The sequence below is a fragment of the Pseudonocardia sp. 73-21 genome (genome assembly GCF_001899645.1).
GTDB lineage: Bacteria > Actinomycetota > Actinomycetes > Mycobacteriales > Pseudonocardiaceae > Pseudonocardia.
Map to the genome: position 1 here is coordinate 111965 of NZ_MKVV01000020.1, position 20875 is coordinate 132839.

Annotated in this window: 19 protein-coding genes and 2 pseudogenes; 13 read left to right on the forward strand and 8 right to left on the reverse strand. The window is 72.3% G+C overall.

Annotation, left to right across the window (positions count from 1 at the left end; genetic code table 11):
• The first annotated feature begins 142 nt into the window (after positions 1 to 142).
• From BGP03_RS04855 to BGP03_RS35760, 11 genes and pseudogenes are all read left to right on the forward strand, one after another.
• A complete protein-coding gene (locus tag BGP03_RS04855; RefSeq protein ID WP_298797352.1) occupies positions 143 to 1087 on the forward strand; it encodes a 2-dehydropantoate 2-reductase in 945 nt (314 codons plus the stop codon).
• A complete protein-coding gene (locus BGP03_RS04860; protein WP_298797353.1) occupies positions 1087 to 2088 on the forward strand; it encodes an alcohol dehydrogenase catalytic domain-containing protein in 1002 nt (333 codons plus the stop codon). Before BGP03_RS04855 ends, BGP03_RS04860 begins: the two co-directional genes overlap by 1 nt.
• An 86-nt stretch (positions 2089 to 2174) precedes the next feature.
• A complete protein-coding gene (locus BGP03_RS04865) occupies positions 2175 to 3518 on the forward strand; it encodes an amidohydrolase family protein (RefSeq protein ID WP_296370152.1) in 1344 nt (447 codons plus the stop codon).
• On the forward strand, positions 3511 to 4515 hold the full coding sequence (locus BGP03_RS04870) for an amidohydrolase family protein (protein ID WP_296370150.1): 1005 nt from the start codon (positions 3511 to 3513) through the stop codon (positions 4513 to 4515). The genes BGP03_RS04865 and BGP03_RS04870 overlap by 8 nt, the downstream gene beginning before the upstream one ends.
• Positions 4512 to 5531 (forward strand): LLM class flavin-dependent oxidoreductase, encoded by a 1020-nt coding sequence (locus BGP03_RS04875; protein ID WP_298797354.1) that lies wholly within the window; start codon positions 4512 to 4514, stop codon positions 5529 to 5531. Before BGP03_RS04870 ends, BGP03_RS04875 begins: the two co-directional genes overlap by 4 nt.
• Positions 5531 to 6001, forward strand: a complete 471-nt coding sequence (locus BGP03_RS04880; RefSeq protein WP_298797355.1) for a nuclear transport factor 2 family protein — start codon at positions 5531 to 5533, stop codon at positions 5999 to 6001. Before BGP03_RS04875 ends, BGP03_RS04880 begins: the two co-directional genes overlap by 1 nt.
• Positions 5998 to 6681, forward strand: coding sequence for an SDR family NAD(P)-dependent oxidoreductase (locus BGP03_RS04885; RefSeq protein ID WP_298797356.1), 684 nt, complete (start codon positions 5998 to 6000; stop codon positions 6679 to 6681). The genes BGP03_RS04880 and BGP03_RS04885 overlap by 4 nt, the downstream gene beginning before the upstream one ends.
• Positions 6682 to 7026: 345 nt before the next feature.
• Complete coding sequence (locus BGP03_RS04890) at positions 7027 to 8295, forward strand: CoA transferase (RefSeq protein ID WP_296370141.1); 1269 nt, start codon at positions 7027 to 7029, stop codon at positions 8293 to 8295.
• Positions 8296 to 8309: 14 nt separating this feature from the next.
• Positions 8310 to 8456, forward strand: coding sequence for a hypothetical protein (locus BGP03_RS04895; protein WP_298797358.1), 147 nt, complete (start codon positions 8310 to 8312; stop codon positions 8454 to 8456).
• A gap of 57 nt (positions 8457 to 8513) precedes the next feature.
• On the forward strand, positions 8514 to 10223 hold the full coding sequence (locus BGP03_RS04900) for an FAD-binding dehydrogenase (RefSeq protein ID WP_296370136.1): 1710 nt from the start codon (positions 8514 to 8516) through the stop codon (positions 10221 to 10223).
• A pseudogene (locus BGP03_RS35760) lies at positions 10220 to 10579 on the forward strand (MBL fold metallo-hydrolase); the annotation flags it as partial. The gene BGP03_RS04900 and the pseudogene BGP03_RS35760, both read left to right, overlap by 4 nt.
• A 239-nt stretch (positions 10580 to 10818) precedes the next feature.
• Here BGP03_RS35760 and BGP03_RS04905 read toward each other — a convergent pair.
• The 5 genes from BGP03_RS04905 to BGP03_RS04925 form a co-directional block, all read right to left on the reverse strand.
• Positions 10819 to 11151, reverse strand: coding sequence for a cupin domain-containing protein (locus BGP03_RS04905; RefSeq protein WP_296370135.1), 333 nt, complete (start codon positions 11149 to 11151; stop codon positions 10819 to 10821).
• A 134-nt stretch (positions 11152 to 11285) separates the two neighbouring features.
• Positions 11286 to 11660 carry a DUF488 family protein gene (locus BGP03_RS04910; protein ID WP_296370133.1) on the reverse strand — a complete coding sequence of 125 codons (375 nt, stop codon included), beginning with the start codon at positions 11658 to 11660 and terminating at the stop codon, positions 11286 to 11288.
• 407 nt (positions 11661 to 12067) lie between these two features.
• A complete protein-coding gene (locus tag BGP03_RS04915) occupies positions 12068 to 13126 on the reverse strand; it encodes an AI-2E family transporter (protein ID WP_296370131.1) in 1059 nt (352 codons plus the stop codon).
• Between the two features lie 187 nt (positions 13127 to 13313).
• On the reverse strand, positions 13314 to 14234 hold the full coding sequence (locus BGP03_RS04920; protein ID WP_296370129.1) for a DMT family transporter: 921 nt from the start codon (positions 14232 to 14234) through the stop codon (positions 13314 to 13316).
• Positions 14225 to 14509, reverse strand: coding sequence for a hypothetical protein (locus tag BGP03_RS04925; protein ID WP_299735614.1), 285 nt, complete (start codon positions 14507 to 14509; stop codon positions 14225 to 14227). Before BGP03_RS04925 ends, BGP03_RS04920 begins: the two co-directional genes overlap by 10 nt.
• 972 nt (positions 14510 to 15481) lie before the next feature.
• Here BGP03_RS04925 and BGP03_RS04930 point away from each other — a divergent pair.
• Entirely contained in the window at positions 15482 to 16162 is a 681-nt protein-coding gene (locus tag BGP03_RS04930) for a GPR1/FUN34/YaaH family transporter (protein WP_296370125.1), read from the forward strand.
• Positions 16163 to 16530: 368 nt separating this feature from the next.
• Positions 16531 to 17037: a MarR family winged helix-turn-helix transcriptional regulator gene (locus BGP03_RS04935; RefSeq protein ID WP_296370124.1), complete on the forward strand. Its 507-nt coding sequence runs from the start codon at positions 16531 to 16533 to the stop codon at positions 17035 to 17037.
• A gap of 64 nt (positions 17038 to 17101) precedes the next feature.
• On the opposite strand, the gene BGP03_RS04940 is transcribed toward BGP03_RS04935, so the two are convergent.
• The 3 genes and pseudogenes from BGP03_RS04940 to BGP03_RS04950 form a co-directional block, all read right to left on the reverse strand.
• Entirely contained in the window at positions 17102 to 19018 is a 1917-nt protein-coding gene (locus tag BGP03_RS04940) for a chloride channel protein (protein ID WP_298797362.1), read from the reverse strand.
• Between the two features lie 658 nt (positions 19019 to 19676).
• Positions 19677 to 20162, reverse strand: a complete 486-nt coding sequence (locus tag BGP03_RS04945; protein ID WP_296370119.1) for a hypothetical protein — start codon at positions 20160 to 20162, stop codon at positions 19677 to 19679.
• 382 nt (positions 20163 to 20544) lie between these two features.
• A pseudogene (locus BGP03_RS04950) lies at positions 20545 to 20875 on the reverse strand (cytochrome ubiquinol oxidase subunit I); the annotation flags it as partial.

The following is a 20875-nucleotide window of genomic DNA, read 5'->3' on the forward strand; positions in this document are numbered from 1 at the left end:
CTCCTCGCCGGCGGCCGCCAGGGCGCGGCGGCCTCGCCTGGAGAGGGAGGCTAGCCCGATGTCGGGTGACGGCGCTAGGCTCCTAGTGACGTATCTAGGGTCATGTTTTTGTCCACTCTGCTGGCGCGACGGAGGGTGTCGCATGGCGATGAGGATCGGCGTGCTCGGGGCCGGCGGGATGGGTACGGCGTTCGCCGCGCACCTCGCCGCGGCCGACGCGGACGTGGTGCTGATCGGACGCGGCAGCGCTCACGTGCGGTCGCTGGCCGGGCGGCCGGTGGAGGTCGTGCCCCCGCACGGGGATCCGTGGCGCGTGACCGTCCCCGTCGCCGGGCACCCCGCGGACGTCCCGCCCGGCCGCCTCGACGTGCTGCTCGTGCTGACGAAGGCCTACGACCTCGACGCGGCCCTGCGGTCCGCCGCGCACACGCTCGGGTCCGGCGGGGTCGCGGTGCCGCTGCAGAACGGGCTCGGCACCGACGCCGTCGTGGCCGACGTCGTCGGGGACGGTCGGACCCTGGTCGGCACCACGACGGTCGGCGCCGCACTCGCCGAGCCCGGCCGGATCACGGTCTCGATGTCGACGGCCGCCGGCGAGTCGCTGACCAGCATCGGGCGCATGGGCCGGGCGGCGGGTGATCTCGCCACCGGCGCCGACGTCGCGGAGCTGCTGACGAAGGTGGGCCTGCCCACCGAGGTGACCCCGGCCGTCGCCGAGCTGGTCTGGGGCAAGCTCGCCCTCGCCGCGATGAGCCCGCTCAGCTGCGTCCCGCGTGTCACCGTCGCGGAGGTCTGGGGCAGCGCCGAAGGGCGCGCGCTGGTGGAGCGGATGTTCGACGAGGTCGTCGCGGTCGCCGCCGCCGAGGGCGTGCCGCTCGACCGGGATGCCGCGTGGGCGCACGCCCGGCGCACGTTCGAGGGCACGGGCGAGCACTACACGTCGATGTGCACCGATGTGCGCCTCGGACGGCCGACCGAACTGGGCGTCATGGGCGGTGCGGTGCGGGCGCTGGGGGAGCGGCACGGGGTACCCGTGCCGGTGCACGCCACGGTCTGCGACCTGCTCGGGCTCGCGGGCGTGCGCTGATGCGTGCGGCCGTGACGAGCGCGCCGGGCCGGATCGCCGTCGAGACCGTGGCCGACCCCGACCCGGGGCCGGGCGACGCGGTGCTCGACGTCGGTGCGGTCGGGCTCTGCGGCACCGATCTGCACATGTACCTGGGGGAACGGCACGACACCGGCTTCCCGTTGCGGCAGGGCCACGAGCTCGGGGGCACCGTCGCGGCGCTCCCACGCGGGTACGCGGGCTCGCTGCGGCTCGGGCAGACCGTCACCGTCGACCCGGCGATCCCGTGCGGTCGCTGCCGGCCGTGCCGGCGAGGGCGGTGGCCCGCGTGCCGCTCGTTCCGCGCTCTCGGCGTGGCGCTGCCCGGCGGGCTGGCCGACCAGGTCGTCGTCCCGGTCGGGCAGCTGCACGACGCCGACGGGCTCTCGGCCGTCGAGGCGGCGCTGGTCGAGCCGTTCTCGATCGCGGCGATGGCGCTGGCGCGGGCCGAGCTCGTGGGCGACGAGCGCGTCCTCGTGGCCGGTGGTGGGCCGATCGGCCTGGCCGTCACCGTCGCCGCCGTGGCCGCCGGGCACGCCGTGCTGGTCTGCGATCCGCTGCCGGCGCGGCGCACGCTCGCGTCCGAGCTGGGTGCCGACGCCGTGTGCGCACCGGCCGAGCTCGCCGACACCGTGGCGGAGTGGACCGGTGGGGCGGGCACCGACGTGGCCGTCGAGGCGTCCGGCACGCGTTCCGCCCTGGACGCGGCGCTCGCGGCCGTCGGGGCCGGCGGGCGGCTCGTGGTGGTCGGGGTCGCGGCGCACGACCTGGTGGTGCCGGTGCCACGGGTCCTGTTCGACGGCGTGACCATCGTCGGTGCCCGGGCCGGGCTCTTCCCGCAGGCGCTGTCGGTGGTCGCGGCTCACCGTGGTGAGGTCGCCCGGTTCGCGAGCGTCGTGTACCCGCTGGAGGACGTCGCCGCGGCGTTCACGCACGCGATCGAGCGGCCGGACGCGGTCGTGAAGGTGATGGTGGCCCGGTGACACGGCGCTGTGCCAGACTGCTGGTCACCCGCTAGTCGTCAGTTAACTGACGTCGCTTCGACGACGAAGATCAGGAGGCGGAGATCATGCTGATCACCGGAGGCAGGCTCATCGACGGCACCGGTGCCGCGGCGCGGGCCGGCGAGGCGGTGCTGGTGCGCGAGGGCCGGATCGCCGCTCTCGGCGCCGACGCGCTGGCGCGGGCCACGGAGGCCGACGAGCGGATCGACGCGACGGGCAAGACGGTGATGCCCGGTCTCATCGACGCGCACACCCACCTGACGTTCGGCGAGCCGACCGGCAACGACGAGCTGTTCCACCACCGCACCGAGGCCTACAGCTCCATGCTCTCGGCGTACAACGCGCGCAAGGTGCTGCGCGCGGGCGTGACGAGCGTGCTCGACGCCGACTGCCTGTGGAACATCGGCTGCGAGCTGCGTGACGCGATCGAGGCCGGGATCGTCGAGGGGCCGCGGATGCGCGCGGGCGGGCAGGCACTGATGACCATGCTCGGCGGCACCGCCGGGCGCATGATCCGCGACGAGGGCAGCACCGGCTACGCCACCGTCGTCACCGGCCGGGACGTGATGGTCAACGAGATCCGCCGCCAGATCAAGTACGGCGTCGACTGGATCAAGATCATGGTGACGGGCCTGATCCCGTCGATGAAGGGCCCCGAGGTCAAGGTCTGGAACCTCGACGAGCTGCGCATCGTCTGCGACACCGCGCACGAGCTGAACACCAGGGTCGTCGCGCACTGCCGCAACTCCGAGTCCACGCGCGACGCCGCCCGGGCGGGTGTCGACCTGATCTACCACGCCTCCTACCTCGACGACGAGGCCATCGAGGCGGTGATCGAGGCGGGCTCGCAGATGTGCCCGACGTTCACCCTGCTGGGCAACCTCGCCGACTACGGCGAGAAGGTCGGCAGCGCACCCGAGCTGCTCGAGGTGTTCCGCGCCGAGATCGAGATCACCGCCAAGCAGCTGGCCAAGGCGCACGCCGCAGGGGTGCCGTTCCTGACGGGCTCGGAGACCGGCTTCGCCGTCACCCCGGTGGGTGAGTGGCACGCGCGCGAGCTGGAGATGTTCGTCCAGTACATGGGCATGACGCCAATGGAGGCGATCGTCGCCGCCACCCGGAACGGCGCGTTCGCGATGCGCATGGAGGGCGAGCTCGGGACGCTGGAGGTCGGGAGGATCGCCGACGTGCTCGTCGTCGACGGCGACCCGCTCGCCGATGTCCGGGTGCTGCAGCGCAAGGACGCGTTCGTCGAGGTGATCAAGGCCGGGAAGCGGACCGACCTCGTCACTCCCATCCCGGAGCGGAAGCAGCGCACGTCCGACCAGGTGCGCTTCCTGGCGGCGTGCCCGCTGACCCGCTCGCTGGCGTTCACGGAGGAGCAGCTGGAGCGGATGTCGCATGTCTGACGCACACCGGGTGATCGACGTGCACGCGCACGCGGTGCTCGCCATGGCCGAGGGCGCCGCCGGGGCGGCCGGACCGGAGCTCGGCACCTCGCCCGACGGCGTCCCCTTCTACCGGGTCGGCGGGTACCGGCTGAACGGCGTGCGGTACGAGGGCAGCCCGTTCATGGACGTCGACGTGCGGATCGCGGCGATGGACGAGGCGGGCATCGACGTGCAGGTGCTCTCCCCGAATCCGATCACCTACTTCGGCTCGCTCCCGGCCGCCGACGCCGTGGCGTTCGCGCGCGCCCACAACGACGCCCTCGTCGAGCTGGCGGCCAAACATCCCGGCAGGCTGCTCACCACCGCGCAGCTGCCCGTGCAGGACCTCGACGCGTCGGTGGCCGAGGCCCGCCGCGCCGTCCGCGAGCTGGGCATGGCCGGCGTCTACATCGACACCGACCCGGCCGGCCGCACGCTGGACGACCCGGCGCTCGACCCGCTCTACGAGGCGCTCGTCGATCTCGACGTGCCGCTGTTCGTGCACCCCTCGCCGCTGGGTGCCGACGGGCCGGCCGACGACCCGCGGCTGCGGCGCTTCGATCTCGACCTGACCTTCGGGTTCGCCTACGACGAGACCCTCGCCGTGGCCGCGCTGGTGTTCGGCGGTGTGCTGGAACGCCACCCGGGCCTCGACGTGTGCGTCTCGCACGGCGGGGGAGCGGCGGCGTTCGTCTCCGGGCGGTTCGCCCGCGCGGTGGCGAAGCGGCCGTGGGCGAGCGCCGCGTTGAAGGAGAACGGGTTCGAGCACTACTACCGGCGGATCTGGTTCGACACCCACGTGCACGACGAGCTGTCGCTGGAGCTGCTCGTGGCCCACGCCGGCACCGAGCGGCTGGTGTACGGCACGAACTTCGCGGGCTGGGACTCCGGCGCGGCCGAGGAGCCCGGCGGGCCGGGCGGCGGGCTGGGCGTGACGCTCGCGGCGAACGCGGCGCGGCTGTTGCGTCTCGGGTGAAGCGGAGCATCGGCGTCGGCCTCTACACCGGCCAGAACGGGGATCCGGGGCGGACCGGCGACCTGCGCGACGCCGTCCCGCTGGCCGTCGCCGCGGAGGAGGCCGGGTTCGACTCGTTCTGGGTCAGCGAGCACCACGGGCTGCCCGACGGGTACCTGCCCTCGCCGCTCACGCTGCTCGCCGCGCTCGCCCCGGTGACCGGGCGCATCCTGCTCGGCACCGGGCTGGTGCTCGCGCCGCTGCACCACCCGCTGCGGATCGCCGAGGACGCCGCCGTCGTCGACCGCCTCTCGGGCGGGCGGCTCGTCCTCGGGCTCGGCCTGGGTTACGCCGCACACGAGTACGCGGCGTTCGGTGTCGACCCGGCCACCCGCGGCGCCCGGCTCGCCGCGCTCGTCGACGCGCTGCGCGCGGCGTGGACCGGGGAGCCGTTCAGCGCGCCCGTCCTCGGGCTGCACGACGTCCGCGTCACGCCGACCCCGGCGCACCCGATCCCGGTCTGGCTCGGCGGGTACGCCGCGGCCGCGGTCGCGCGGGCCGGCCGGATCGCCGACGGTCACCTCGTCGGGCGGGGCGAGCCGCACGTCGTCGCGGCGGCGTCGGCTCAGCTCGCCGCCGTGCGCGATTCCTCGGATCCGACGTTCACGCGCGGGGTGAACGTCACCTGCGTGCTCGACGCGCCCGGCGGCGGGGCCGACTCCGCCCGCGCCGCGTTCGCCGCGCAGCAGCAGGCGTACGAGGCCATCCAGAGCGGCCGCCCGGTCTACGCCGGACTCGTGGCCGAGCCGGACGGTGCCCCCGGCGACGTCCCCGTCGACATCGACGCCTACGTCCAGGTCGCCGGAGACGTCGATTCGGTCGTCACCGGGGTGCGGGCCGTGTTCGACGCGCTCCGCGACTGGGCCCACGTGCACGTCGTACTGCGCCTGCTCTACCCCGAACCGCTCGACGTCGCGCTGCGCAGGCTCGCGACCGTCGGGCGTGAGGTCCTGCCCCGCCTGCGAGAGGAGACCTGATGCGCGCCGAGGACCGGGCCGGGATCGCCGACCTGCTCGCGCTCTACTGCGAACGCGTGGACGAGTACGACATCGACGCGGTGGCGGCCTGCTTCACGGCCGACTGCGTGACCGACTACGGACCCGGCCGGGGCGGGCTCGTCACCGGGCGCGACGCGGTCCGGGCGCGGATCGCCACCGGTCAGGCGCAGTTCCGCCGGACCCACCACCAGCTCGGCCAGAGCCGGATCCGGCTCGACCCCGCCGATCCCGAGCGGGCGCGGTGCACGACCTACGTGACCGCGACGCACGAGGAGTGGGACGGCCGGCTGTGGCGCGCTCACCTGCGCTACCTCGACGTGCTCGCGCGGACGCGCGCCGGCTGGCTCCTGGCGGAGCGCCGCGTGCACGCGGCGGTGGTCGAGAACCGTCCGGAGATCACATGGGAGTGGGTGCCGAGGCGGGCACCCCACGGGAAGGAGGTCGGATGAAGCGGGTACTCGTCACCGGTGCGGCGTCGGGGATCGGAGCCGGCACGGCCGCGGCCCTCCGCGACCAGGGGTGGGAGGTCGTCGGCGCGGACCTGAAGCCCGACGGCGACCTCCTCGAGCTCGACGTCGCCGAGGAGACCGCGTGGGACGCGGCGATGGAGGCGGCGGGCCCCGTCGACGCGCTGGTCAACTGCGCCGGCTTCCGGAGCCGGGCACCGCTCGTCGAGCTCGAGGTGGCGGAGTTCGACCGGATGCTCGCCGTGCACGTGCGCGGCACGTTCCTGGGGATCCGGGCGTGCGCGCGGCAGTGGCTGCGTGACGGGCGGCCGGGGGCCGTGGTCGCCATCAGCTCGGTGACCGGCACCCACGCCGTCGCCGGCCAGCCGCACTACGTCGCGGCGAAGGCGGGCATCGCCGGGCTCGTCCGGGCGGCCGCGGTGGAGCTCGCGCCGTCGGGCGTGCGGGTCAACGCGATCGCGCCGGGGATCATCGCCACCCCGATGACGGCCGATCGGCTCGGTGACCCCGCGCAGCGCGCGTGGCTCACCGGCCGGGTGCCGGCGGGGGAGCACGGCGAGGTGGCCGACATCGCGGCGGCCACGGTCTACCTGCTCTCGGACGCGGCCCGCTACGTCAACGGCGTCGTGCTCCCGGTCGACGGCGGCTGGACGGCCTGCTGACCTCATCCCGGAGCTCGGCCAGGCGGGTCCGTTCCGGCGAGCGGTGAGCCCTCGTGGCCGCTGACGGACGCGCGCGTGTCGAGGGCCCGCGGACCGGCCTCCTGACCGGGCCGACGGCCCGTTCCACAGGACGCCGAACCCGCGGCGGGAAGGCCATCGATCCATGACCCTCGACGAACTCGACCGCAGGCTCCTGCCGCTGATGCTCGGCAATCCGCGCGCGGGCCTGCGGGAGCACGCCAGGACGCGTCATCCGCGGCACCGGGTCGGCGCGCTTCCTCCGAGGAGGTCGCCCAGACGGTCGTCGTCGGGTGTTGCCACCCGCGTCGGCGACGGCGTAGGCACATGCTGGTGAACGCATCCGAGGCTGTGCCACCGCCGCTCGACGGTGTCCGGGTGATCGACCTGACGACGACGTTCATGGGGCCCTACGCGACGATGCTGATGGCGCGGATGGGTGCGGACGTGGTCAAGGTCGAGGCGCCCACCGGGGACGTCGTGCGCTACATCGGTCGCGGCCGCCACCCGGGGATGGGCCCGATCTTCCTGAGTGTCAACCACGGCAAGCGCAGCATCGCGCTCGACCTCAAGCGGCCCGACGCCCGGGAGGCGCTGCACCGTCTGCTCGAGGGCGCCGACGTGTTCGTGACCAACCTGCGCCCGGCCGCCCTGGCCGGCCTCGGTCTGTCCGCGGACGAGCTGCTGGTGGCGCATCCGCGGCTGGTCTGTGCGGCTCTGCCCGGATTCGGGGGTGGTGGCCCGTACCGGGACCGGGCCGCGTACGACGATGTCGTCCAGGCTGCGTGCGGGATCGCCGACGTCCAGGGCGGGGCGGGTGAGCCGGTCTATGTCCGGACCGTGGTCGCGGACAAGACGGTGGCGCTGATGGGTCTCGCCGCGATCAATGCCGCGTTGCTGGGGGTGCAGCGGACCGGCCGGGGCCGGAGCGTGGAGATCCCGATGTTCGAGACGATGGTGTCGTTCACGCTGCTCGAGCAGCAGAACGCCCGGGTGCTCGACCCGCCGGCCGGTCCGGCCGGGTATGCGCGGACGTCATCACCGCACCGCAGGCCCTACGCCACGTCCGACGGTCACCTCGGGGTCGTGGTCTACACCGACCGCCAGTGGTTGTCGTTCTTCGCGCTGATCGACCGGCCCGACCTGGCGCGCGACGAGCGGTTCTCCACGATCACCGGTCGTACCGAGCACATCGACGAGCTCTACGCCCTGCTCGCGGAGGTGCTGCCCACCCGGTCGAGCGCCGAGTGGATCGCGGTGCTGGGTGCGGCGGGCATCCCGGTCCAGCCGGTGCTGGGTCCCGACGACCTGTTCGACGACCCCCACCTCGCCGCGGTCGGGATGTTCGAGGGGGTCGAGCACCCCGACGAGGGCGCCCTGGTGCTGCCCCGGCTGCCGGTGACCGTCGACGGTGCGCTGCCGGCGCGGGTCCGGGGCGCCCCCCGCCTGGGGGAGCACGGTCCCGCCGTCCTGGCCGAGGCCGGTTTCGACGAGCACGAGATCACCGCGTTGGCCGGGTCGGGCGCGATGGTCGTCCCGGACCGGGAGGAGGTGCGTGACGGCGATCAGGCTGTGGGAGGGGCCCGAGCTGAGTGACACACCGAGTGACGATGACGGCACGACGGAGCGGACGGCAACGACCTGACCGCCGGGCCGTCCACGGCGCCGCCGGCGAGGGCGGCACCGCCGAGCTCGCGGCGGTCACCAGCGCAGCGGCGGCCGGGGGTTTCGCAGCCGGAGCCTCGTTCGTCACCTGATGATTAACTTGGTGCTCCTGCCGGTGAGTGTGCTCGCGCGACGTGCGAGTCGGAACGATGATCGAACGGTCACCGGGTCAAGCGACGGGGATTGACGTGGACGCGGATGTGATCGTGGTGGGCGCGGGGCTGGCCGGGTTGGTGGCGACGGCCGAGCTGGCTGATGCGGGCCGGCGGGTCGTGGTCGTCGACCAGGAGGGTGAGCAGAACCTGGGTGGGCAGGCGTTCTGGTCACTCGGCGGGTTGTTCCTGGTCGACAGCCCCGAGCAGCGCCGGTCGGGTATCAAGGACTCCCACGCCCTGGCGACACAGGACTGGTTGGGCACCGCGACGTTCGACCGCGGTGTGGACGACCCGGTGGGTGAGGACTACTGGGGCAGCCGCTGGGCGCACGCGTACCTGGAGTTCGCCGCCGGGGAGAAGCGGTCGTGGCTGCACGCGCAGGGGCTGCGCTGGATCCCGCTGGTGGGCTGGGCAGAGCGGGGCGGCTACCTGGCCGATGGGCATGGCAACTCCGTGCCGCGGTTCCACACCACCTGGGGTACCGGCCCCGGCGTGCTCGCCCCGTTCGTGCGCCGCGTGCGCGCCGCCGAGGCCGCGGGGCGGGTGCGGTTCGCCTTCCGCCACCGCGTCGACACGCTGCTGACCACCGACGGTGCCGTCGACGGAGTCGGCGGTGCCGTGCTCGAACCCACCGACGTCGCTCGTGGTGCGCGCAGCTCCCGCACCGAGACCGGCCAGTTCGAGCTGCACGCCCCCGTCGTGCTCGTCACCTCCGGCGGCATCGGCGCCAACCACGACCTCGTCCGCGCCAACTGGCCCACCCGCCTCGGCGCCGCGCCCAAGCAGATGATCTCCGGGGTGCCCGGGCACGTGGACGGGCGCATGCTGGCCATCGCCGAGCAGGCCGGCGGCCGGCTGGTCAACCGCGACCGCATGTGGCACTACACCGAAGGCATCCGCAACTGGAACCCGATCTGGGACAACCACGGCATCCGGATCCTGCCCGGCCCCTCCTCGATGTGGTTCGACGCCCGCGGCCGCCGCTTCCCCACCCCGAACTTCCCCGGCTTCGACACCCTCGGCACCCTCAAGGCCATCGGCGACACCGGCTACGACTACTCCTGGTTCGTCCTCACCCAGAAGATCATCGAGAGGGAGTTCGCGCTCTCCGGGTCGGAGCAGAACCCCGATCTGACCGGTAAGGACATCAAGCTGACGCTGGGCCGGGTCCGGGCCGGAGCGCCAGAACCGGTCGAGGCGTTCAAGCGCCACGGCGCCGACTTCGTCGTCGCCGATACCCTCGACGAGCTCGTCGCCGGGATGAACGAGATCGGTGACGAGCCGCTGATCGACCTGACCGAGCTGCGCCGCCAGATCGTGGCCCGCGACCGCGAGATGGACAACCCTTTCGCCAAGGATCTGCAGGTGATGGCCATCCACAACTCGCGGCGCTCCGTGACCGAGCGCCTGGCCCGCACCGCCGCCCCGCACAAGATCCTCGACCCGAAGGCCGGCCCGCTGATCGCGGTGCGGCTCAACATCGTCACCCGTAAGACCCTCGGCGGCCTGCAGACCGACCTGTCCGGTCGGGTCCAGTCCACCTCCGGCGCGCCCGTGCCCGGTCTCTACGCCGCCGGTGAGGTCGCCGGGTTCGGCGGAGGCGGCGTGCACGGCTACCGCTCTCTCGAAGGCACGTTCCTGGGCGGGTGCATCTTCTCCGGCCGCCAGGCCGGCCGGGCGATCGCTGCGGGCTCCGCGGCATGACCGGCAAGCTGCGCAGCGCGCGCCTCCTGCTCACCGAGCTCGGTACCCCGTCCCTGCAGCCGTGGCGCCATCTCTTCCGCGACGACCGCCCCGTCCCACCGGGCCGGCTGCGTGCGGTGTTCCGCGGCGTGTCGACCGTCCTGCTCGACAACGGCGACACCGCTGCGCTCACCGACGGCTTCTTCAGCCGGCCCAACATCGTCTCGACCCTCGCCCGGCCGATACGACCCGACGCCCGCCGCATCAGCGCCGCGCTGCACCGAGCCGGCATCACCCAGCTCGCTGCCGTGTTCGTCGCCCACTCCCACTTCGACCACGCCCTCGACGCCCCCCGCGTCGCCGCCCGCACCGGCGCCCAGCTGCTCGGCTCGGAACCCACCGCCCAGATCGCCGCCGGCTACGACTTCCCCGCGCACCGGATGACCGTCGTCACCCCCGGTCGACCGCTGCAGTTCGGGGTGAGCACGACATCCTGGAACCCGAGGAACGTCGACGCGTCATCCAACGCCCATGTCGGTAACCACCAACGTGTCCCTGTCCGGGCACCGCATCCGCCTCGACGCGCCGGGCAGCAACTTCCGGCGCCTCCCGGTCGTCAGGGCAGCTTCGCGACGGTCAGGAGGACCGCCGAGTCCTCGAGGGCCTCCAGGCTGTGCCGGGCGTCGGGCACGATCAGCAGGTCACCCGAGCGGCCCTCCCACGACAGCTCCCCGCTGCGCAGCCGTACCCGGCCCCGCAGCACGTGCACCGTGGCCTCGCCCGGGTTCTCGTGCTCGGCCAGACCCGAACCTTTGATCATCCCGATCACGGTCTGGCGCAGCACCTTCTCGTGCCCCCCGTACACGGTGTCCGCGGTGTGACCCCCACCCGCGTCGGCCGCGGCCGTGAGCTGCTGCTGGGCGAGCGCATCCAACGAGATCCTCTGCATACGAGCCGTCCTCCATCGACGTGGCTGTCGTTCCGGTCGGCCGGGCCGGTGTGACGACCCACCATCGGGCAGGTGCGACAACGGCGGTCGTGCCGGGCAGCACCGCCCGGACGACTCGTCGGCGGGGATCTCCATCAGCTGGTGCCGGGCTCGTCGAGCAGCTCCGCGAGCACGACGGCCTCGCTGATCTCCGCATTCTTGGTGGCGGTCAGCAGGGTGACCGGCTGATCGGTGGCCAGCTCGCGCAGGTGCGCCAGCGCCTCGGCGCGCAGCGGATCGGTGAGCTCAGCGCGGTAGCGACGACCGAACTCGGCGAACAGGGCCGGGTCGTGGCCGTACCACTTGCGCAGCACCGTGGACGGGGCGATGTGCTTGCACCACTCGTCGAGATCGGCCTTGTCCTTGGACAACCCCCGTGGCCAGATCCGGTCGACCAGGACCCGAACCCCGTCGTCGGGGGTGCGCTGCTCATACACCCGTCCCACCTTGACCTGGCCTGTGTTCGGCATCGCCTGGCTCCTCGGAAGTCCGGTGGGATGATCGGCCGCCCGCCGTCGGTGGGAGGGGAGGGCGGCCGGATGCGTACCCGGGAGATGACCGCCCTCGTTCTCCCACCTCGACCAGGCCGGGTCGGACCCGGCGGGAACGACGTCCGCGGCGGTCACGCGAGATACCCGCGACACCCGGACGTGCATCCGCGTTCGACCATCCGGATCGGCATCGCACACCCCACAGCGCGTTCGACGGTGACGCCGGGGTCCGGGGCGTTGACGATTTCCCCGATGCTACCCCTGGCGCCGCGCCGGCGCCGGTGTTCCTTCAACGCGCGCAGGTGCCGTGGCCCGGCCGTGGCCAGCGGGTCACGGGTGCTGCCGTAGGCGGCGCCGGGTGATGCCTCCACGTCGCAACAGGGGGTCTACGGCTCTGCCTGGTCGTGGCCGAGCAGCGCGGGCCAGGCCCGGTGCACGACGGCGGCGAGGGGAACGGCGATGATCGCGCCGATGATCCCGGCCAGAACCGTGCCGATCACCAGGGCCAGTCCGATCGCCAGTGGGTGCAGCCGCACGTAGCGCCCGACGATCATCGGCTGGTACAGGTGGGCTTCGAGCTGGTCCTCCACGGCGATCACGGCGAGCAGGATCAGGGTGGGAACCCAACCCAGCGCGCTGAGCGTGACCAGGGCGGCGATGCCGCCGGCGACGAGGGTCCCGATGATGGGGATGAAGCTGCCGATGAACACCAGGATGGCCAGCGGCAGCGGAAGGGGGGTGCCGAGCAGCAGCAGGGTGACGCCGATGACCACGGTGTGGACGACCGCGATCACCGCGGTACCGCGGATGTAGCCGCCCAGCGCGGTCCAGGCCCGGTGTCCGGCCCGGTCGGTCCGGGTCCGCGCACGAGAAGTGAACGGGGTCAGGAGCCAGCTCCAGATGCGCTCGCCGTCGGAGAGCAGGAAGAAGGTGATGAACAACGTCAGGACGAGGCTCGTCGCGAACTCGAACAGGTAGCCGGCCCCGGTGGTTGCGATCGCGACGGCCTGGCCTCGGTTGCTGTGCAACCAGTTGGTGATCGTGGTGTCGATGCCGAGCAGTTGGCTCCTACCTGCGGCGCTGGAGGTGCTGGTGGCCAGGGCGTCGCGGATCTGGTGCACGGTGGTGAGGAGCTGGTCGACCAGGGCGGGGATCTGCGGCGCGGCGCGCAGCGCCACGACGTAGCCGACACCGGCCAGGATCGCCGCGGCCACCACCAACGTCAGCCCCGCGGCGGCCACCGCGGGCAGCACCCGCCGCAACATGGCGGTCAACGGGCGCAGCAGTGCGGTCAGCAGCAGCGCCGCGATCAGCGGCACCACGACCAGATGGAGCAGGGCCAGGACCTGCACCCCGGCGTAGGCGGTGACCCCGACCAGAAGCAGCCGCCACGACCAGCCGACCGCAACCGACAGCACGTGTGGGATGCCGACGCTCGCACCCATCCGGGCCCACGGTGCGTTCGTCCACGTGGGAGAGACACCGCCGGGCCGCCGCGGCGCACCATCGTCGCCTACCGGCGTCCCCGTTCCCGCACCGGTCTCCGGCCCGGCTGCCCCGGGCGCGTTGTTCACCGGCTCGCTCGTTGCCGACGCGGCGGTTGCCGGCGGGGCGCCGTCGCTGTCGCCGACGTCAGGCTGGTTTCGGGGCGGTGGTCTGGTTCCGGGTCCCGGCCGCGGAGTCATGGGCGGGGTCTCCTTCGTCGTGTAGCAGCGGAGAGCGGGCCAGCAGCACGGTGCTGGCGCCGATCAGGACCGCGCCGACGACGGCCCCGGCGATCCAACCGCCGGTCCGGACGTGCTCGCCGAACACCGCGATGCCCAACCCGAACGCGACGATCGGGTTGGCCAGGGTCAGCGCGGGCTGGGAGGCGACCAGCCGGCCGGCCTGCATGGTCTTCTGCAGGGTGAGGAAGAACAACGGGCCGATCACGATCAGCAGGTAGGTGTGCCAAGCGGTGAACACCCCGGCCAGGCCCGCCACCGCGTAGTCGCGGGTGATGACGGCGATGAGGGCCGCGGTGAGCCCGAAACCGACCCCGGTGGCGATGCCGAGGAACGCGGCACGCCGCGAGTGTCGGCTGCGGTGGCCGATCACGAGGAACCCGGCGGCGACCGCGAGTGTGACGCCGATCGCGAGCACGGACACCGCGGTGGGGGTGGCGCGCGGATCGCCCCCGGCGGGTTGCAGACAGTAGAGCATCAGTCCCAGCCCCACGGTCATCCCGGCGATCGCGATCCACTCCCGCGCATGCAGTCCGTTACGGAACACCGCTGCGGCCAGCAGCAACGTGAAGGCCAGTTCCAGCACCAGGATCGGCTGGACGAGCGCGATCGGCCCGGTGGCCAACGCCCCGGCCTGCAGAAGAACACCCAGGATGATCGACGCGATCCCGGCGAACCACACCGGCTTGTGGGCCAGCGACCAGATCATCGCCCACACCGAGGCCGGGCCGTCCCCGCCGGGTTCGGTGCGGGCGGCCTTACGCTGCAACACCGACGCGGCGGCGTTGGCCACGGCAGCCAGCACCACGAGCACGACACTCAGCCACATGCCGGGCCTCGGTCCTTCCGCTGCTGGGCGCCGGGCCCAGGGCAACCCGACGGGAACCCCGTCCCGATCCATGGACCTGCGATCCACACACTGGTGGCGCCGGTGTCGTCACCGTCGTGGTCAGCCGGATCGAGCCGGCCCGCGGCGACGCGGGGCAGGATCGGCATCCTCGTGCCATCGGCGAGGACGACGACCACGGCTAGGACGTCGAGGCCGGTCCGACCGCCGACGATCTGCGCGACCAGCGCGTCGTGGGTGCCGAAGTACTGCTGCACGGTCACATCCGTCCTCGCAACGAATCGGGGCACGTCATCTCGGTGCCCGCTCTCTCCGGCGGCCATGGTGCGGTCCGAGCCGGAAGGTCACCATCTGCGCGGCCTCGTGCTGGAGATACCCACTTCAGCGATGCGCAATCACAAGCATTGCCTCTCAGCACGGAATCGGGCGATCCGAGGCCGCCCGTGCGGCGTTCCCGGGCCCGCCCGAACCTCTCGGGACGGTGCCGTCCCCACCGGTGCGCGGCCCGGTCGGCGCGCAGCCGCCGCAGGTCCTTGCTGGACGCGAGCAGGCCCAGCAGGGCGAACTCCGCGAGAGGCCCGGCGTGCACCCCACGGGAGCTGGTGACGGTCACCCTCGCCGGCTCGTGGGATACCTGGCACAACCGGGATCCCCGCGATGGTCGCCCGGGTAGCGCGCCGGCGGCAGCAGGTCATGGTCGGTGTGCACCTCGTCGCCGGGCACAGCGGCGATCCGTGCCGTCAGGTGGTCCTCCAGCGGAGTCGCGATCGCCACCGGCGCCGTCATGCGTGGCCTCCTCTCCCGACCGGGTTACGCGAGTATCGGGGTGTACGGGTTCGTGTTCTGGCTGCCGACGATCGTCACGGCGGCGTCCGGGGGCCGCGCAACCCTCGCCGCCGACCGCGGTGGTCGTCGAGGGCGCGCGGCGGGGCGTCCCCGTGGTGGTCTCCCGGCGGGCGATGACCCACCTCAGCGCTTGACGAGGGCAAAGCGCACGTTCATGCTCCCTACAAGCAATGCGTTATCGCAACTATTGTTTGTGGGGGTGGTTCGGTGTCAGCTCGGTTCCGAGCCCGCGGCGGGCACGCGGCCCACATCGACCCGGATCACGCCCGGTCACACCGCACCCAAAGGAGGCAGTCGAGCAGTTCCGCGGTCGGGGGATCTCATTTCCCGGCCGCAGTTCACGGGGACGTCGCAGGGCAGAAACGAATCCTGAGGAGCTTGACATGACCGCAGTGGATACTGGTGACCCGGGCCGCAGGGCCTCGGCCGCACACTCGTTGGATGTGGAGGAGCCGCTGACTCCCGAGGTGGTGCCGAGCCCGTTGAGCGGCGACCCGCTGCTGCTGGCGCTGCCGACGTTCGCCGTCGGGGCGATCGGGCTGGGGCTGTACCTGTGGGGCTACATCCCCAGCGGGGGCATGCTGGCCATCCTGGGAATCGTCGCCGGCCTCGGTGTCGGGGCCGGTTCGGTCTGGGCGGCGGCGCTCGGGCAGAGCGCGGTGGCGGGGATCCTCGGGGTCTTCTCCGGATTCTACGTGAGCTTCACCGTGCTGGTGCTGGGCCTGACACATGGCTGGTGGGGCATCAATGCCGCCGACCCGGCCAACGCCACGATCGTGGTGCACACCCAGGCGACGTTCCTGATCGCGTTCCTGGTCTTGTTCGTGGCCATCACCCTGACCACCCTGCGGCTGTTCATGGCCTTCACCGTGTTGATGGTGCTGGTGGACATCACGGTGGTGTTGGTGCTGCTCGGGGTACTCAACGGCTCCACCGGGCTGTTGCAGGCCGGCGCGATCGGGGTGTGGGCGTTCGTCGCGGTCGGGCTCTACATCTGGGCGGCGCAGATGTCGGTGGGCACGGGCGGAAAGCCGATGGCGCTGGGCAAGCCGATCATCACCTGACCCGGCCCGGGGCCGTGGCCCACGGCGTTGTCGCCGATCGCGGCCGGGCCGGCCATCGCTGGCCGGCCCGGCCGCCATTCCCGCGATGACGCAGGCGTGCTGGGGGCACGCGATCAGGTATCTCCGCGATCGGTCACGACCCGGGGGATCACCAGTGGGGACCTCGTTGCTCAGCCGCGTTCCAGGTCGCGGAGCGCGCCATCCCCGTGGGGCCGACGCCGGCGTTCCGTGGCCGGGCCCTGCCCGAGGAGGAGCCACCTGCGCGGGCTCCTGCCGTACAGGGCAGGCGGTGCACTCGACCGGTGCCGATACCGGGACACGTTCCGCAACATTTGGCGGTACGCAACGTCTGGGTGCAAACTGGTGCGGTGAGTACGAAGGGTGATGAATTGGCCCAGCCCATCATCGATCATATGTCCGATGACGTTGAAGCGGTGATGCTGGCCGCCCGGGTCCTGGTCGCGGTCAGTGCCCAGTCGGTGGCCGCGGTCGAGGACGAGGTCACACTGCCGCAGTTGCGCGTCCTGGTGATGGTGGCCAGCCGAGCCGAACTCAACCTGGGCAGCATCGCGGCCGGGCTGGGTGTGCACCCGTCCAACGCGACAAGGGCGGTTGATCGGCTGGTCAAGGCCGGGTTGCTCGACCGGCGCGACGACCCGACCGATCGCCGCAACCTGGTTCTGGAGCTGACGTCGGCCGGTCACAGCCTGGTCGAGCGGGTGATGAACGACCGCAGGGCGGCGATCGCGGACATCCTGACGCGGATGCCGGCGGCCCGACGGCGCTCGCTCGTCCCGGTCTTGCGCTCGTTCGCCGCGGCGGGCGGCGAGGTGCCCGACGACGCGGCCTGGTCGCTGGGCTGGACCACGGATTGACCAGGGCGCCACGGGTCTGTCCGGGTCACCCCGGACCGGCCGGCCGGACCGGCCGCCCGGGTGGTCATCCCACTTGGTCCTTCGGTCCTGTAGCGGCAGTGGCACGCGGTCCGGTCGGAACGGTCGGTGACTGCCTCCTCCGACCGGCTCGCCATCGCCATCGGGATGCGGTGATGATGCGTTCGCGGTGGTGCTCCTCGGCCAGGTCGCGCAGTCGTCCGTCGAGGAGGTGGTCGGCGGTGATCAGGCCCAGCAGCGTGCCGGGATGGTCACGGTCGACCACGGGCGCGGCGCTCACCCCGTTCTCGGCGAAGCGGGACGCCACCGTGCGAAGCGTGTCGTCGGCGTGGACGACCAGTGGATTCCGCACGAGGATCGAAGCGGTGCTCGCGTCGGGGTCGCTGCAGTCGAGGATGGCCTGGCGGGGTGCCACGCCGGCCAGGTGACCGTTCTCGTCGAGCACAGGGAACAGCCGCTGCAGCGGATTCCCGGCCCGTGCGGAGTTGGGGTTGCCGGGCCGGGGCACGGTGGCGAGCAGGAGTGGCGGGGGTGGTGGCAGGGGATCGCTCACGCCGAGCATGGCCGGTCCGGGGTGCATGACCTCGGTGGCGAGGAGCACCTCGAGCGGGTCCACCTCATATTCGCGCGAGAGGTGGTAGCCGCGCCGGGCGATCTTCTCGGTCAGGACCGAGCGACGCAGCAGCAGCGCCGAGACGCCGTAGGCGGTGCTGGACACGACGAGCAGTGGGAGCAGGGCGCTCCACGCGTGAGTCAGCTCGAGGGCGAACACGATCCCGGTCAACGGGGAGCGCATCACCCCGCCGACCACTGCGGCGAGCCCGATCAGCGCCCAGAACCCCGGGCCGGTGTCGGGGAACACGGTTCCCTCCAGCGCCCCGAGCGCCGCACCGATCATGAAGGTCGGGGCGAGGACACCTCCGGAGGTACCCGACCCCAACGACAGTCCCCAGATCAGGCTCTTCACCACCAGGATGCCGAGGATCAGCGACATGGCGGCCCGTCCGCTGAGCAGGTCGGCGATCACGTCGTAGCCGACGCCGAGCGCGCGCGGTTCGATCAGGCCGCCGATACCGATGATCAGGCCGCCGATCGCGGGCCACCACATCCAGTGCACCGGAAGACGGGCGAAGGTGTCCTCGGAGAAGTACACCAGCGCCGTCACGGCGACGGCGAGGAGCCCGCCGAGCACCCCGGCGGCGACGCACAACAGCTCGGACAACGGGCCCGGGTGCAGGCTGGCGGGATCGATCGGGAAGATCGGAGCGGTGCCCAGCAGGGCCCCGCGGACGACCGTGGCGACGGTGACCGCTGCGGCGACGGGCAGGAAGCTACGTGGCCGCCACTCGAACAGCAGCAGCTCGACGGCCAGCAGGACCGACGCGAGCGGGGCGTTGAAGGTGGCGGCCATCCCGCTCGCCGCGCCGGCCACCATCAGCGCCTTGCGTTCGTCGGCGCTCAGGTGCAGCCCCTGCGCCAGCAACGACCCGATCGCCCCGCCGGTCATGATGATCGGACCCTCGGCCCCGAACGGGCCACCGGTACCGATGGCGACCGCGGCGGAGACCGGTTTGAGGACCGCGACCCGGGGCTCGACGCGGCTGCGTCGCATGAGAATGGCCTCGATCGCCTCGGGCATGCCGTGACCGCGGATCTTCTCCGAGCCGTAGCGGGCCATCACCCCCACGACCAGCCCGCCCACGACCGGGGCCCCCAACACCAACCACGCCGGGGCGTGCGCCGCCCCGGGCGCGCTGAGGGCGGTCGAAACGCGTGTGTAGAACACCAGGTTGGTGATCAGACCGATCAACCGCAGCAGCGCCCACGCCACCACCGCACTGACCGCACCGATCGGCACCGCCCACGCGATGATGAACAGCACCCGCGGGGTCAGGGTGAAATCCGCCAGGTGGGTCAGGCGCGCCGCCGGTGTCGGCCCGTCACCTTCTTCGATGCGCGTCATCTGCTCCACCTCACGGGGATGGCGATCCCGAGTCCGGGGATCGCCGCCCCGGTGTCGGGGCTGCCGGCCGACAGCCGAGCCCGTCCACGACCGCAATCGGTAGAGCGCTCAGCCCGCCGCCCGCCCCTACATCCTGTCCGCATTGTCCTCCGACCGTCCTGCGTAAAGGCAATGATTGCGATAACCTACGTGGCCGGCAAGTCTGGAGGCGGGGACGTGACCAGCACAACTCGGCGCCGGTAGGTTCGTCGCGGTCCGGTCCGGCGATGCGCCACGTCGGGCCATGATCGGTGCCGACCGCACGGTCGCCGTCGAGGCACTGATCGGAGGGGAGGCTCTGTGATCGTCACACGGTTGTTGCTGACCCCCATCTGTCATGTCGCGCCCCCCGGGATTCCCGGCGACGTCGTCCGGGTGAGCGACGGCGGGGTCGAGATCTATCTGCTTCCCGACGAGTTCGCCGCCCACACCGAGGTGTCCCTCCGTGCGAGGCTCGCCCAAGGGCAGAGCACAGGCTGCGACGCAGATGACGGCACGAGGAGTGCTACCGCTGGATCCACCGACCAGGACGGTGGTCACCGGTCCGGCGCGTAGTCCGCGTGGCGACCGGAGCGGGTTCGCGCGGTCCCTGTCGTGACATGTCCGATGGCGGGTGTGGCTACCGTGGTCCGGATTCGGTCGGTCCGTCGGTCCGTTCCGCGTGCCGGGCGATCCACAACGACAGTGCGGCAAGGGGGAGCTCGACGGCCAGCGCGAGAGACAGCGACGCGACGAACGGCCAGCCCGGTGCGGCCGTGGTGCAGTCGAACCAGGCGTCGATGACGAGAAGCGTCGCGGTCGTGGTGGCCGTGATCGGGATCCAGGTGGAGCGACGGGTCGCGAACCAGGCGGTCAGGGCCAGGGACGACGCCTCGGCCAAGTCGAGGCCGACCCAGGCGAGGCGCCAGTGGTGGGCCTGGGTGCGAGTCGGTAGTGACACTGCGAGCCAGCCGATCCACGGAAGCAGGCACACGCTCAGCACGATGAAGACGGGCGCCACCCAGCGCGGGACCGGCGTCGTCGAGATGACCTCTGCCGTCGATCCCGGACGGGAGCGCTTCCCGCGGCGGGTGTTGCGGTCCGGACCTTCAGGCCAGCTCGTCACGTCTCATCCCCCCTCGGACCGGTGCTCGCGGCGCGACGACGGACGCGACGTCCAGGACCGTGGCCACGGAGCTTCCCGCAGTTCACCGGCGCAGCAGCTCAACGGGGTAGCGGTCGTGCCGGTGGGGATGCGGAAGGTCCGAGGATCACGTCGCCTCCATCGGACGCGGTCCACCGGGAGCCGGCCCGGGCGTCGTGGGTGTGGGGGGTGTGGGGGGTGGCGCGAACCCACAGCGCCAGCAGTGGTCGGTCTCCTCGGCGGTGGGCATGGCACCGCATTCCGGACACAGCTGGTGCAGCCAGCAGACCGGGTCACCACCCTGTCCGTCGCCGGCATCGTGGCGCGGGTGTTCCACAGGATCAGCGACCGGCGACATCGACCGTCATCGGGACCGTGGATCGTCGTCGGGGTGGGTCTCGCGGGCGACGGCGCTGCCGGCGAGCTCGGAGGGTGCGGTGTGGCCACCCACGTGCGCCTCCTCGCGGAAACGCTCCACCAGGTGCGGGTAGTGCAGCTCGAATGCCGGACGCTCCGACCGGATCCGGGGCAGCTCGGTGAAGTTGTGCCGCGGCGGCGGGCAGGACGTGGCCCACTCGAGCGAGTTGCCGAAGCCCCACGGGTCGTCGACCGTGACGACCCTGCCGAACCGGTAGGACTTGAAGACGTTCCAGATGAACGGCAGCGTCGACGCGCCGAGCACGAACGCCCCGATC

Excerpts from the sequence above, each read along its gene's own strand:
- BGP03_RS04865 (WP_296370152.1), top strand. The coding sequence starts at position 2,175 with ATGCTGATCACCGGAGGCAGGCTCATCGACGGCACCGGTGCCGCGGCG.
- BGP03_RS04895 (WP_298797358.1), top strand. The coding sequence starts at position 8,310 with ATGACGGCACGACGGAGCGGACGGCAACGACCTGACCGCCGGGCCGTC.
- BGP03_RS04885 (WP_298797356.1), top strand. The coding sequence starts at position 5,998 with ATGAAGCGGGTACTCGTCACCGGTGCGGCGTCGGGGATCGGAGCCGGC.
- BGP03_RS04900 (WP_296370136.1), top strand. The coding sequence starts at position 8,514 with ATGATCGAACGGTCACCGGGTCAAGCGACGGGGATTGACGTGGACGCG.
- BGP03_RS04915 (WP_296370131.1), bottom strand. The coding sequence starts at position 13,126 with ATGGGTGCGAGCGTCGGCATCCCACACGTGCTGTCGGTTGCGGTCGGC.
- BGP03_RS04910 (WP_296370133.1), bottom strand. The coding sequence starts at position 11,660 with ATGCCGAACACAGGCCAGGTCAAGGTGGGACGGGTGTATGAGCAGCGC.
- BGP03_RS04860 (WP_298797353.1), top strand. The coding sequence starts at position 1,087 with ATGCGTGCGGCCGTGACGAGCGCGCCGGGCCGGATCGCCGTCGAGACC.
- BGP03_RS04880 (WP_298797355.1), top strand. The coding sequence starts at position 5,531 with ATGCGCGCCGAGGACCGGGCCGGGATCGCCGACCTGCTCGCGCTCTAC.
- BGP03_RS04890 (WP_296370141.1), top strand. The coding sequence starts at position 7,027 with ATGCTGGTGAACGCATCCGAGGCTGTGCCACCGCCGCTCGACGGTGTC.
- BGP03_RS04920 (WP_296370129.1), bottom strand. The coding sequence starts at position 14,234 with ATGTGGCTGAGTGTCGTGCTCGTGGTGCTGGCTGCCGTGGCCAACGCC.
- BGP03_RS04940 (WP_298797362.1), bottom strand. The coding sequence starts at position 19,018 with ATGACGCGCATCGAAGAAGGTGACGGGCCGACACCGGCGGCGCGCCTG.
- BGP03_RS04855 (WP_298797352.1), top strand. The coding sequence starts at position 143 with ATGGCGATGAGGATCGGCGTGCTCGGGGCCGGCGGGATGGGTACGGCG.
- BGP03_RS04870 (WP_296370150.1), top strand. The coding sequence starts at position 3,511 with ATGTCTGACGCACACCGGGTGATCGACGTGCACGCGCACGCGGTGCTC.
- BGP03_RS04905 (WP_296370135.1), bottom strand. The coding sequence starts at position 11,151 with ATGCAGAGGATCTCGTTGGATGCGCTCGCCCAGCAGCAGCTCACGGCC.
- BGP03_RS04930 (WP_296370125.1), top strand. The coding sequence starts at position 15,482 with ATGACCGCAGTGGATACTGGTGACCCGGGCCGCAGGGCCTCGGCCGCA.